Annotated in this window: 14 protein-coding genes; 7 read left to right on the forward strand and 7 right to left on the reverse strand. The window is 37.0% G+C overall.

All coding sequences use genetic code 11. From position 1 onward, the window contains the following. Positions 1-16 precede the first annotated feature (16 nt). From H3Z82_RS17470 to H3Z82_RS17480, 3 genes are read left to right on the forward strand one after another with little or no spacing between them, the layout of a single operon-like run. The gene (locus tag H3Z82_RS17470) at positions 17-1,015 is read left to right on the forward strand and encodes a M28 family metallopeptidase (RefSeq protein ID WP_182206793.1); all 999 of its coding nucleotides are present in this window, start codon (positions 17-19) and stop codon (positions 1,013-1,015) included. After that, positions 1,008-1,691 carry an SDR family NAD(P)-dependent oxidoreductase gene (locus H3Z82_RS17475; protein WP_182206794.1) on the forward strand — a complete coding sequence of 228 codons (684 nt, stop codon included), beginning with the start codon at positions 1,008-1,010 and terminating at the stop codon, positions 1,689-1,691. Before H3Z82_RS17470 ends, H3Z82_RS17475 begins: the two co-directional genes overlap by 8 nt. A gap of 2 nt (positions 1,692-1,693) precedes the next feature. Then, positions 1,694-2,332: an HAD family hydrolase gene (locus tag H3Z82_RS17480; RefSeq protein ID WP_182206795.1), complete on the forward strand. Its 639-nt coding sequence runs from the start codon at positions 1,694-1,696 to the stop codon at positions 2,330-2,332. A gap of 73 nt (positions 2,333-2,405) precedes the next feature. Here the strand turns inward: H3Z82_RS17480 and H3Z82_RS17485 are convergent, their stop codons facing one another. Both H3Z82_RS17485 and H3Z82_RS17490 read right to left on the reverse strand, forming a co-directional pair. After that, positions 2,406-2,615 (reverse strand): hypervirulence associated TUDOR domain-containing protein, encoded by a 210-nt coding sequence (locus H3Z82_RS17485; protein ID WP_182206796.1) that lies wholly within the window; start codon positions 2,613-2,615, stop codon positions 2,406-2,408. Between the two features lie 31 nt (positions 2,616-2,646). Continuing rightward, on the reverse strand, positions 2,647-3,318 hold the full coding sequence (locus H3Z82_RS17490) for an RNA polymerase sigma factor (protein WP_182206797.1): 672 nt from the start codon (positions 3,316-3,318) through the stop codon (positions 2,647-2,649). Positions 3,319-3,432: 114 nt separating this feature from the next. Here H3Z82_RS17490 and H3Z82_RS17495 point away from each other — a divergent pair, with 114 nt between their 5' ends. Further along, the gene (locus H3Z82_RS17495; RefSeq protein ID WP_182206798.1) at positions 3,433-3,807 is read left to right on the forward strand and encodes a DoxX family membrane protein; all 375 of its coding nucleotides are present in this window, start codon (positions 3,433-3,435) and stop codon (positions 3,805-3,807) included. Positions 3,808-3,945: 138 nt separating this feature from the next. Here H3Z82_RS17495 and H3Z82_RS17500 read toward each other — a convergent pair whose 3' ends face one another. The 5 genes from H3Z82_RS17500 to H3Z82_RS17520 all read right to left on the reverse strand — a co-directional run bounded on the left by H3Z82_RS17500 (position 3,946) and on the right by H3Z82_RS17520 (position 8,248). Beyond that, the gene (locus H3Z82_RS17500; protein ID WP_182206799.1) at positions 3,946-4,530 is read right to left on the reverse strand and encodes a YceI family protein; all 585 of its coding nucleotides are present in this window, start codon (positions 4,528-4,530) and stop codon (positions 3,946-3,948) included. Between the two features lie 108 nt (positions 4,531-4,638). After that, the gene (locus tag H3Z82_RS17505) at positions 4,639-5,907 is read right to left on the reverse strand and encodes a hypothetical protein (RefSeq protein ID WP_182206800.1); all 1,269 of its coding nucleotides are present in this window, start codon (positions 5,905-5,907) and stop codon (positions 4,639-4,641) included. Between the two features lie 20 nt (positions 5,908-5,927). Beyond that, complete coding sequence (locus H3Z82_RS17510; RefSeq protein ID WP_182206801.1) at positions 5,928-6,515, reverse strand: YceI family protein; 588 nt, start codon at positions 6,513-6,515, stop codon at positions 5,928-5,930. 522 nt (positions 6,516-7,037) lie between these two features. Further along, positions 7,038-7,331, reverse strand: coding sequence for a chaperone modulator CbpM (locus H3Z82_RS17515; protein ID WP_182206802.1), 294 nt, complete (start codon positions 7,329-7,331; stop codon positions 7,038-7,040). Next, a complete protein-coding gene (locus tag H3Z82_RS17520) occupies positions 7,328-8,248 on the reverse strand; it encodes a DnaJ C-terminal domain-containing protein (RefSeq protein WP_182206803.1) in 921 nt (306 codons plus the stop codon). Before H3Z82_RS17520 ends, H3Z82_RS17515 begins: the two co-directional genes overlap by 4 nt. A 200-nt stretch (positions 8,249-8,448) precedes the next feature. On the opposite strand from H3Z82_RS17520, the gene H3Z82_RS17525 reads away from it, so the two are divergent. The 3 genes from H3Z82_RS17525 (at position 8,449) to H3Z82_RS17535 (ending at position 11,692) form a co-directional block, all read left to right on the forward strand. Beyond that, a complete protein-coding gene (locus H3Z82_RS17525; RefSeq protein ID WP_182206804.1) occupies positions 8,449-9,060 on the forward strand; it encodes a SprT-like domain-containing protein in 612 nt (203 codons plus the stop codon). Between the two features lie 75 nt (positions 9,061-9,135). Then, positions 9,136-10,215, forward strand: a complete 1,080-nt coding sequence (locus tag H3Z82_RS17530) for a mannose-1-phosphate guanylyltransferase (RefSeq protein WP_182206805.1) — start codon at positions 9,136-9,138, stop codon at positions 10,213-10,215. Next, entirely contained in the window at positions 10,208-11,692 is a 1,485-nt protein-coding gene (locus tag H3Z82_RS17535) for a DUF389 domain-containing protein (protein ID WP_182206806.1), read from the forward strand. The genes H3Z82_RS17530 and H3Z82_RS17535 overlap by 8 nt, the downstream gene beginning before the upstream one ends. The last annotated feature ends 23 nt before the right edge of the window (positions 11,693-11,715 follow it).

An 11,715-nucleotide genomic window follows, 5' to 3' on the forward strand; every position in this document is an offset into this window, starting at 1 on the left:
ATAAACCGCAGTATAGATGAAAAACATTTTATTAATTGGTACCCTTTTAATCATGGTATCTTGTAAGAACCAGTCGCAGAAAACTACGCAAAACAGTAATAACGATCTTGCAGTAGTGGAAATTGAGTCGGCTATTGAGCCGTTAAACTTTGTCACTAGTGCTGAGCTTAAAGAAACCGTTTACTATTTGGCGTCAGATGAGTTGAAAGGTCGTGCAACAGGTTCAGACGGTATTGAAAAAGCCGCGGTTTATATTGAAGATAAATTCAAATCCTATAATGTGGCTCCGTATTTCGAAACCTACCGAGATCATTATAAAGCAAAGGGTATGGATGCATCCAATGTGGTTGGGTATATTGAAGGTAATGACCCTGAATTGAAAAAGGAATTTATCATTTTAGGTGCACATTATGATCATATCGGCGTAGTGAAAGCAGTTGACGGCGATTCTATTGCAAATGGTGCCAATGACGACGCCTCAGGTGTAGCCGCCGTCTTGGCGATGGCACGGTATTTTGCTGATAAGAAAAACAATAAACGTAGCATTTTATTCACACTTTACTCTGGAGAAGAGATTGGTTTGTTGGGCTCAAAACATTTGGCAGAGCGTTTACAGGAAGATAATATTAATCTCTATACCATGACCAATTTTGAAATGATGGGTGTGCCTATGGTGGATAAAGATTATGAGGCTTATTTTACAGGATTTGATTTGTCTAATATGGCTGTCAAAATGAACGATTATGTGAATTTTAAGCTACTGGATCAATTGCCCCAGGCTAAAGAATTTCAGTTATTTTACCGTTCGGATAACTATCCGTTTTTTAAGGTTTTCAACAAGCCAAGCCATGCCGTTTCTACTTTTGATTTTACTAATTTTGATCATTATCATAAAGTAGGCGATGAAGCAGAATTGATGAATTATGAGTTTATGGCTGATTTGGTGAATAAATTAATTCCTGCTTATGAAGCCATGAGCAACACAACAACCCAAGAAATTCAAATGTATGAGTAAGCATATAGTTATCACAGGAACAAGTAGAGGGATTGGCTATGAATTAGTGAAATTATTCGCTAATAAAGGTCATCAGATCCTGGCGTTGTCGAGAAATGACCGACCGGTAAAAGCATTAAAATTGAAAAATGTTAAAGCTTTTTGTTTTGATCTAGGAGATGCTGAAGCCTATGAAAAGGTAGAAGAATATATTAAAGAACATTGGGGTCATCTCGATGTGTTGATCAACAATGCCGGGCAAGTACTCAATAAGCTCTTTGCGCAAACTACGGTCAGCGACTTTGAGGAAGTATATCGTACCAATGTTTTTGGAATGGCAGAATTGACGCGACGCTTAATCCCATTTATGGCAAAAAATAGCCATGTAATTACCATGAGTTCTATGGGTGGCGTTCAAGGTAGTATGAAATTTCCTGGATTGGCGGCATATAGCTCTAGTAAAGCTGCGGTAATTACATTAACCGAATTACTGGCCGAGGAATATAAAGACTCTGGGATCTCATTTAATGTATTGGCTTTGGGCGCTGTTCAAACCGAAATGTTAGAAGAGGCGTTTCCAGGATATAAGGCTCCAATTACCCCAGAAGAAATAGCAGATTATATTGTTGATTTTTCGTTGAAAGGACAGAAGTTCTATAACGGAAAATTGCTTCAAGTTTCTAATTCAACCCCGTAATAATGTCTAAATATAAGTGTATTATTTTTGATTGTGATGGCGTTCTTGTTGACAGTGAACCTATTGCTGGTCAAGTTTTAGTTGATATGGCAAATGAATATGGCGCCAATATCGATTTGGAGTATGCTTTAAAAAACTTTAAAGGTAACTCCATGCAGGAGTGCTATGCACAAGTTGCTGAATTGGCCACAGAAAGACTGCCAGACGACTTCATGCCTAACTTCAGGGAACGAAGTTTTGAATCGTTTAAAAAAAATATTCAACCGGTAGAAGGTGTGACTGAGGTTGTAAAAAGCTTAGATATGCCGTTTTGTGTGGCATCAAGCGGTCCTGAAAATAAGATTCGGCTCAATTTAGAATTGACAGGGCTTTTACCTTATTTTGAAGAAAATATCTTCAGTTGCTTTACAATTAAAAAATGGAAACCGGATCCCGCTGTCTTTTTATGGGCTGCAGAAACTATGGGATTCGATCCAAAAGAATGCTTGGTTATTGAAGATAGCATGAGCGGTGTAAACGCTGCCTTAAACGGTGGCTTTGATGTTTTTGGTTTCACTGCACATGATTACCATAATGAGCTTGATGGAAATGCCACATTAACGTTTGATGACATGTCCCAACTCTTAAAATTGATAGATTGAAATTTCTTGCTTAGGCATAGTTGATGTCCGATTATGATTTTGTTTTTAAAAAATAATAGAGGCCTAACCTCTTTTATTTAATTTTTGTCAGTGCAGAACCTTTATGCGCAGCAATATGGTCGGTTTTGTCACTTTCAATCTCGTACTGCGGTTCGTCTTTGCTCGCATGGTGTGTATAACCTTTATAATCGAAATTGGAATGGTGGACTTTTATGATTTTTCCGGTGACATGTCCTGCCTCTGAATTCCATTTGACATGGTCTCCAACTTTAAATTTTGTCATGATTGTTATTTTATGGGTTGAGGTTTATTAATTATATTCTGCTCATTACACACTCGGTAATCCTGTCGCACCTGCCAAAACCAAATTCAAAAATTTGTTGGTCTTTTGAGATTTCAAAAAGCTTGTTTTTTAGCATATCTTTCGAACGGTGCAATCGGATCTTTACATTAGCCAAGGTCAGATCTAAAGCCGAGGCGGTTTCATTTAAGCTCATGCCTTCCACTTCCTTCATCATATAAACTATTTTATACTTTGGCTTCAGTTGGTCAATGGCATTTTCTATTAATTGTTTTGCTTCGTGTTGTATCATTTTTTGTTGCGGATTCAATTGCTTGTTATCTGGTATTTCTAAGATGGAGTTTTTATTAAGTTGTTCGTCTTGCTCATCAATATGATACAGCTTTCCTTTCTCTTTTAATCTCACCAAAGCCTCGTTAATAGCAATCCGGATGAGCCAAGTTGAAAATGACGCTTGAAATTTAAATTGATAAAGTTTAGTAAATCCCTTGATATAGCTGTTCTGCATGATGTCTTCAATTTCGGCTTCATCATTGAAGTAACTCCTAATAACGCGATACAGTTTCTGGTTGTTCCGCCTCACCAAAATTTCATAAAGCTCTTTTTCTCCAGAAATAATCCGTCTGATAATTTCTGCTTCTGATATTTTATGACGGTTAAAATTGTTAATCTGTGTTGCTTCCATCGTTACATGATTTTTGTTTTAGATAGAGAAAACCATAAAAAGTTACAAAATTTTGTATCCTTTTTTAAGATTCTCTGTCAAAAGATTGTAACAAATATTAAAAAACATTAAATCATGGAATCAAATGTACAGTTAGTAAAAACTATTTTAAAATACACTTTCGGCCTGGTACCAGTGGTGGCAGGATTGGATAAATTCACCAATATATTGACTGATTGGACCCAATACCTCTCAAGTGGTTTGGTGGATATGCTACCGTTTGAGCCTTCAGTATTTATGATGATTGTAGGGGTTGTTGAAATTATAGCAGGAATCTTGGTATTCGCAAAAACTAGGTTTGGTGCATACCTCGTTTCAATTTGGTTGTTGCTTATTGCGCTGACTCTAATAGTTAGCGCCAGCTACCTCGATGTTGCCGTAAGAGATATTGTAATGGCCATAGCGGCTTATTCATTGGCAAAATTATCTGAAATCAAACCAAAGGTCTAAATCATAAATGATGAAAACTAAAATATTACACCAATCCAGTTAAGGATTGGTGTTGTGTTGTAAGGGATAAAAAGACGCTCTATAAGAACAATTATTCAAACGACTATCTTTGGTCCATAATGGATTAAATATGCGCCTCTAATGGGCTTCAATTACCAGATTAAAATCGATTTCAATTTCATCCGAAACCACTATAAGTCCAAACATTTTTTTCGGTGCTTCAAGATCAAAATTCTTAATGTTCAATTTGAGTTTTCCTGAAATCAACCAATTTTCTTCGAAATAAAACTCAGTTGTCATCTGGTAAGCATTTGTTAAACCAGCTATTTCAATCTCTACTAAAGCATCCGCAATATTTTTTTCATGTGGCCTCAGTTTGATTTCTTTCAACTCCAGCGTTATTTGGGGGTAGACATCTGATTGCAGTAAACCATGAAAATCACTATTGATTCCTTTTCCTCCACAGTCAAAGCCTTTGTTTTCTAATGTGAGTACTGACTTTTCAAACTTTATAACATCTTGTTCTTTTTCAAAATGAATACGAATGGGCTCATGAAGGTTTTGTATGTTGTATTGGCATGTAAAATCCTTAACATTACTGGTGCCATTAATCTGTAATTTACTATCAGATGTAATGCGTACGGTCTTACTGTGTGTTACTGTGTTTTTTTTGGAAAATGAAACCAAAATGAGAAACGGTAAAATAAAAAGTAATCTTTTCATTGTTCTATTTTATTATACGATTACAATATATTTAAAAAAACTAACCCCATTCACTTAGTGGACTACTAAATAAATGAGGTTAGCTGCTAATAACACTATTTTTGCTTTTTAGAAACTAATTACAGCCTCAGCCATTAGTCCATTAAATTTACCTTCATTAAAGATACTTCCAGTGTTGAAACCATCATACTTTTGATTGACATACTCCGCTTTAAGTAGGATGTTTCTGGTCAAAAACCAACCTGCACCTAGTTGGAATCTTGAAATATCCACGTCGCTTCCACTGATATCTTCCGAATCTACTTTATTATAACGTCCACCAAAGTAAAAGTTCTCAGTATCTCCAAATCTGTAGATCAATTCAGCTGCATATTGGTTCGCAACTCTTTTTTCTAACTCAGCGGCACCTTTTCCTTTTGCTGATTCCACGGTTCCAAAGAACTCTAATCCTTTATACTTAATAAAAGGGTTAAACATGATTGCGGTAATCTGATTGCTTAATCGTGGATCATAGCGTCCAGATCTAAAAGCACCTGAAGTTGTAGCAGTTGTAGGCTCAAGTACTAAGTAATATCTTGATCCTGCTCTATCTGCACTATAAAGGTATGAATTGGCCACTTTACCCGTGTTGTAAATAGATCCAGTCAGTCTGAAACGTAAATCGTCATTAATTTGTTTGTCATAACCAAGCTTTGCTAAAAAAGAGGCGCCACCGGTATCAGGTTTGTCAACAGATTGATTTAATTTTCCATTGGAAAAACCAACCATTCCGATGAATCCATTTCTTTGATAGTACACTTCGGCACCTACCTCTGTGGTAAACCCGTCCATGATCAAGTTTCCAACAAATGAGTTGTAAATTGCTTGTGCATTATCAGTTCTTCTAAAATGTGCATCTCCATAGTTGTTTTCCATGTGTCCAACTTTAATAGTAGCATACTTCATGATATCTTCCATAAAGCCTGGTTTTATGAATTCGAGCTTGTCAATCTGGAAATAACCGCCCTTTACATAAGGTTCTGGATGATGACGCGAAGATAAATAGGTGCGTAAGTGCATTCTAATACCGTCGTACAGGACAACATCCAAATCAAGATTTGCTGTTGCCAAGTTGAAGTTTGAGCCAATATCAATCAAGCCAACTCCGCCAGAATTTTCGTGATCAATGGCTTGGAATTGTAAGGTTGATGAGCCTCCAATTCTTACTTTCACATTTTCAAAAGTTGAAATGGTATCTTTAGGAGCTTCAAAGACATTAATGCCTCCTTTGTCTGGCTCTCTGAAATTATCAATACTTCTGTTGTTTTTTTGCGCATTCATAGTCACTCCTACGAGAAGTAATAATGCGATTACCGAATTTTTAATTAGTTTTTTCATTGGGTTTGTTTTTATTTCTTTTATTTATTTAGGACAGTACTGAATGTAATGGTCACATCATCTCCGGTGGAAATTGTTCCCAGAAGCGCTTTTGGAGGATCAATTCCAAAGTCGGTCATTTTAAAGGCCTTTTTGCCTTTTAATGTCACTTTGTTAGCAGATGCAAGCATGTCAAAACTGATGTTTTGTTTTTTGGTCACCCCAGCTATGGTTAAGTTCCCGACCACTTCAACTTTATAATTGTCATTGCCTGACGATTTAATTTCTTTTACATCAGTAAGTTGAAAAGTAATAGATTTATGTTTTTTTGAATTTAAGGCCTTGTACGTGTTCTTGTCCATTCCTCCTTTACCGCTTTTAAGGCTTTCAGTGGTCACATCAAGTGTTAGTTTTTCTATCCGTAATTCATTTGTCGTATTGAGCACAATCTGACCTTTTTGCTGCTCGGTATCAATATCCCAGTCATGGAGACTTGAGGTGCCGGACACAGTAAGTTTTGATGCTTGATTATTCAAGTTATAAGTCTGTGAGAAAACTTGTGGCGTTGATACAATGAGCAGAAACACTAAGCTCAAAAAAGTTTTGGTGATGTTTTTAATAGTAATCATAACTGTTTGTTTTAGTATTATGATACAAAGTTGGGGATTATTTTATCCTTAGATTATGATAAATATCATGGTTGAAAATAGATGGAATAAATGATTGAGATGTGGAGAAGTTAATCGAAATCTCTATAATAGGATATGGAAATCAGATGTGTCTGGTCGGCAAATACTTAGGAAAGGGACTAAGCTTATTTGATATAGGTAAATGTTGCTAGCAATACCTGTGGATTGAAACTTAAAAGATTAAGAAATTAAAAAGTGTTTAGACTATTTATTGCAGCCTATGGATGGTATGATCGTTATTTTTATCATTAGAAACAAATGTCCACACTATGATTCCTAAAAAACAAAATCAATTGCTACAGATATTACGATAGTTAATGAGGCTACTCGTGGTGATGAGTGATGGCCTGTTTTCGGTTGGTTCTGAAAACACTTACAAATTATTAGATGCTTTTTAGAATAAGAACTTATACTGTTCTTATCATTTATCTTCGGCAGAAGAGATCTGTATTTTACTAGTTTCTAATCCTCAAATATCCGCAATTTGTTTTTGGCTGCTTTCAATTCATCCTGTAGATCGTGAATTTTTTCCAAAAGGTTTAATACCGTATCAATACCTTCAAAATTAATATGTAAATCTTGATGTAACCGCACTATCGATTCCAGATTTTTAATCTGTTTTTGATGTATGCATGGCAATTTTTCGACGGTGGTAATCTCTATCAATCCATAGTCATTCAAGCCATGAAAAAATGAGGTTTCCACTTTGTAATACGTGCACAAGGTTGCTATCGGAATGTAGGGTTCTGTACTCATGATTTTAAATTTTTAAGCTCGTTGAACAATGCTTTCTCTTTATTAGATAGATTGGTCGGCATTTGAATATCGTAGGTTATATAGAGGTCTCCAAAACGTCCTTCTTTTTTGTAAACTGGAAAACCTTTTCCCGTTAACTTCACCTTGGTGCCATTTTGGGTCTCAGGTTTTATTTTTAATTTCACTTTACCATCAAAGGTATCTACTGTAATTTCGCCCCCTAAAATTGCCGTATAGAGATCAATCGTTTCGTTGGAATATAAATTTGATCCATCACGCTTAAATTTCGTGCTATTGCTAATGTTAAATTGAATTAACAAGTCGCCATTGGGGCCGCCATTGGCTCCAGGCCCACCTTTACCTGTAATTTTAATGACCTGTCCATTCTCTACACCTGCTGGAATGGTCAGTCTTATATTTTTGCCATTGACTGTCAGAACTCTTTTATTGGTGTCATATACATCTCTCAGGTCCAAGTGCAATTCCGCATTAAAATCCTGTCCTCTGAAGCCTGCCGATCTGCCATGACCTCTTGAAGCACGGCCACCACCAAACATCGATTCAAAAAAGTCAGAAAAGTCACCTTCTGAAAAATTACCACCACCAAAGCCTCCACCAAAGCCTCCACCTGCTTGTTGCTGATATTGTCTTTGCGATTGTTGCTGGCGCTGTGCCTGCTCGTAAGCTTCTCCATGCTGCCAATCCTTGCCATACTTGTCATATTTTTTTCGCTTTTCAGGATCACCTAACACTTCATTGGCCTCATTGATTTCCTTGAATTTACGTTCGGCATTTTTATCATTCGGATTGACGTCCGGGTGATGTTTTCTTGCCAATTTTCGATATGCTTTTTTGATCTCTGCGGCAGTGGCCGATTTGGAAACGCCCAATACTTTGTAATAGTCTATAAATGCCATCTGTTATATGTTCTTTTTAAAGAGATTTGAGTTTTGCAAAAATTAATTTTAATGGTTTTATGTTTTAGCTATTCGGTCAGTACATTGGAATGTCATTTAGATTCTATACATTCACAATATCTAGCCCATCCCTAAATTTTTGTTTTCTAAATTTACAAAAATCTTTATACAATCTCATCAAATCTCTTATTTTTGCCTCTATGCACAACACGCTTCAAGAATACATTCCGCATCAGGCAATTCCTGATGTCATCAAGCTTTTAAATCATGATAATTTGGTGGTTAAAATCAAGAACGAACGCAAAACACGTCACGGTGATTATCGGAAACTCCCAAATAACAAACATCAAATTACAGTGAACTCAAATTTGAACCATTATCGGTTTTTGATGACCTTGATTCATGAGATTGCTCATTATGAAGCTTATAAAAATTATGGGAATTATATAAAGCCGCATGGCAAAGAGTGGAAGCACACATTTCAGCAATTAATGTTGCCGTTTTTAAATCCCAAGATATTTCCTAAGGAGTTACTACCGCTTTTGGCGAGACACTTTAGAAACCCGAAAGCGAGTAGTGATACCGATGTCAATCTGGCATTGGCTTTAAAAAAATATGACCCACCAAACGATAAAACTTATATTTTTGAAGTGCCACTGGGGAGCGAGTTCAGACTTTATAATGGTCGTGTTTTTAGAAAAGGGGTTAAACGACGTACACGACATGAAGGTGTAGAGGTTGTGTCAGGAAAGTTGTATCTTTTCAACCCAAATGCCGAGGTGGAGTTAGTCGGCAGTTTGCAGTCGGATTAAGCAATCATTTATTGCAATCATTCGTTGCAAATAAAGGGTTAAAATTCATTTTCACATATCATAAAAAGAAAAACAATGAATAATAATTACTACGCCATATTAATGGCCGGAGGAGTAGGGTCACGATTTTGGCCCGTGAGCACACAGGATTTTCCTAAACAATTCCATGATATGTTGGGAAGTGGCGATACGCTCATCCAAAAAACATTCCAGAGACTTGCAAAATTGATTCCCGCAGAGAATATTTTCATTCTGACTAATGCTATTTATAAAGATCTGGTTTTTCAGCAATTGCCAGGTGTAACAGAACGACAGGTCTTGTTGGAACCTGCCATGCGCAATACCGCACCTTGTATTTTGTATGCCGCGTTAAAGATCCAAAAGGAAAACCCAGAAGCGGTGATGATTGTTGCCCCGAGCGACCATTGGATTGAAGACGAATCCAAATTCACTAAAAATGTCCAACAGGCCTTTGATTTTTGTGAATCAAATGATGCGCTGATGACGCTTGGTATCCAACCCACCTTTCCAAATACTGGCTTTGGTTATATAGAATATGACCAATCATCAAATAAGGCTATAAAACCTGTACTCCAATTTAGGGAAAAACCCGATTATGAAACGGCAAAATCCTTTATCAGTCAGGGGAATTTTTTATGGAATGCAGGAATCTTTATGTGGAGTGCCAAAAGTGTAGTGAAGGCATTTCAGTTACATCAACCAAAATTATTTGAGCTCTTCATAAAAGGGATTAATCTTTACAATACAGACGATGAAGCTTTTTTTATCGCAGAAAACTATGCAAAATCGGAAAATATTTCAGTGGATTATGCTATCATGGAAGTATCTGAAAATGTTTATGTCCTGCCGGCAGACTTTGATTGGAATGATTTAGGGACCTGGGGGAGTTTATACGATAAGCTTGACAAAGATCAACACCAGAATGCTGTGGTTAATGCACGAACATTAATACATGATGCAGAAGGAAATATGATCAGGACGAAGGATAATAAAATTGTGATCATTGATGGATTGAATGATTATATAATTGTTGACAAAGACGAAGTTTTGCTTATATTTCCAAAATCAAAAGAACAAGATATCAAAGAAACGCTGCAAAAGGTAAAAGTTAAGTTTGGAGAAAACTATGGGTAACGATCAAGAAAGCAAATTTAATTTCTCTGAGGAGGAGGAAGAAAAAACGAGTCGCCAAGATAAGGCTGTAGAAGCGTCAAAAAAAGCTGTGCAAAAGGAAGCCAAAAGTCTTTGGATGAGCATCAACACCTTCTTTAGCGATTTGTTGGATTTCCGTGAGGACACCGATAGAGATGCCACCGTTGCGGCCATTCAAGGTGACATTCCGTTTAAGGGGGCAACAGCTTGGATTCTTATCTGCTCTATTTTTGTGGCATCCATCGGGTTAAACGCTAATTCGGCAGCGGTAGTTATTGGTGCCATGTTAATTTCACCCTTAATGGGACCTATCTTGGGGGTCGGGCTCTCTATTGCCATCAATGATATTGATACCTTGAAACGATCAATGATCAATTTGGTCATCATGATTGTTTTGAGTTTGGCTACAGCTTTTCTATTCTTTAAATTCTTTCCGCTCAGTGAGGACACCTCCGAATTATTAGGACGGGTAAAACCAGATATCCGCGATGTGCTGATTGCTTTTTTTGGTGGTTTGGCACTCATTATCGCCCGAACTAAAAAAGGAACCATAGCCTCAGTAATCTTTGGTGTAGCCATTGCAACCGCATTGATGCCACCATTATGTACCGCAGGATATGGCTTGGCAAAAGGCAACTGGGAGTACTTTTTAGGCGCCATGTATTTGTTTACCATCAATACAATTTTTATAGCCTTGGCAACCTTTATCGTGGTGAAGATATTAGGGTTTCCAATGCTTAAATATGCAAATTCAGCCAAAAGAAAACGAATTTCACGAATTGCAACAGCGGTTGCAGTAATTGTTATGATTCCGGCAATAATTACCTTTATTGATGTCTGGGGACAAAGTAAATTTGAAAATGAAGCTCGGGCATTTATCAATAAGGAACTTGAAGAGCTGCCCCATTCTGATTTTATAAAGTCGAATGCCATTCCGACTTATTCCAATAGAAAAGGGGTGCCATCCACCTTGGAATTGAACAGCTTCGGCCTTGATCAAATTCCTGATAACACAATTTCGGTGATAAGGGGGCGTCTAAAAGACTACCCGGCTCTCGCTAATACGAAACTGATCTTTAATCAAAACCGCTCAAGAAATTTGGATAATATGCGATACATGTCGCAATTGCGTTTACGTGACTCATTAGACTTGTTATCCCAGGCGGAGAGAATTGTTTTTCTTGAGGATATGGTCAGAAAACTGGGGAAATATGAAGCCCTGCAAATTCCTTTTGAGGAATTGACCAAAGAGGTGAAGATCAATTATGAGGATATTGAGAGATTGTCTTATTCGAGTGTGATCTCATCCAATTTTAAAAAATTAGATACTGTTGCGGAATTTACCGTAAAGTGGAAGGATGATGTGAAGGAAGAAGTCATTGGTAAGGAACAGAAAAAATTAAGACTCTGGCTCAAGCAAAAATATAAATTAGACACTTTGGTGGTGAGACGTCAATAGGGGAGTAGGAGGAGTGGATTAGA

This window comes from Gelidibacter maritimus (assembly GCF_014062315.1).
In the GTDB taxonomy this organism is placed as follows: Bacteria; Bacteroidota; Bacteroidia; order Flavobacteriales; family Flavobacteriaceae; genus Gelidibacter; species Gelidibacter maritimus.

Coding starts and splice junctions, on each gene's coding strand:
- H3Z82_RS17470 (WP_182206793.1), top strand. CDS start 17: ATGAAAAACATTTTATTAATTGGTACCCTTTTAATCATGGTATCTTGT.
- H3Z82_RS17475 (WP_182206794.1), top strand. CDS start 1,008: ATGAGTAAGCATATAGTTATCACAGGAACAAGTAGAGGGATTGGCTAT.
- H3Z82_RS17480 (WP_182206795.1), top strand. CDS start 1,694: ATGTCTAAATATAAGTGTATTATTTTTGATTGTGATGGCGTTCTTGTT.
- H3Z82_RS17485 (WP_182206796.1), bottom strand. CDS start 2,615: ATGACAAAATTTAAAGTTGGAGACCATGTCAAATGGAATTCAGAGGCA.
- H3Z82_RS17490 (WP_182206797.1), bottom strand. CDS start 3,318: ATGGAAGCAACACAGATTAACAATTTTAACCGTCATAAAATATCAGAA.
- H3Z82_RS17495 (WP_182206798.1), top strand. CDS start 3,433: ATGGAATCAAATGTACAGTTAGTAAAAACTATTTTAAAATACACTTTC.
- H3Z82_RS17500 (WP_182206799.1), bottom strand. CDS start 4,530: ATGAAAAGATTACTTTTTATTTTACCGTTTCTCATTTTGGTTTCATTT.
- H3Z82_RS17505 (WP_182206800.1), bottom strand. CDS start 5,907: ATGAAAAAACTAATTAAAAATTCGGTAATCGCATTATTACTTCTCGTA.
- H3Z82_RS17510 (WP_182206801.1), bottom strand. CDS start 6,515: ATGATTACTATTAAAAACATCACCAAAACTTTTTTGAGCTTAGTGTTT.
- H3Z82_RS17515 (WP_182206802.1), bottom strand. CDS start 7,331: ATGAGTACAGAACCCTACATTCCGATAGCAACCTTGTGCACGTATTAC.
- H3Z82_RS17520 (WP_182206803.1), bottom strand. CDS start 8,248: ATGGCATTTATAGACTATTACAAAGTATTGGGCGTTTCCAAATCGGCC.
- H3Z82_RS17525 (WP_182206804.1), top strand. CDS start 8,449: ATGCACAACACGCTTCAAGAATACATTCCGCATCAGGCAATTCCTGAT.
- H3Z82_RS17530 (WP_182206805.1), top strand. CDS start 9,136: ATGAATAATAATTACTACGCCATATTAATGGCCGGAGGAGTAGGGTCA.
- H3Z82_RS17535 (WP_182206806.1), top strand. CDS start 10,208: ATGGGTAACGATCAAGAAAGCAAATTTAATTTCTCTGAGGAGGAGGAA.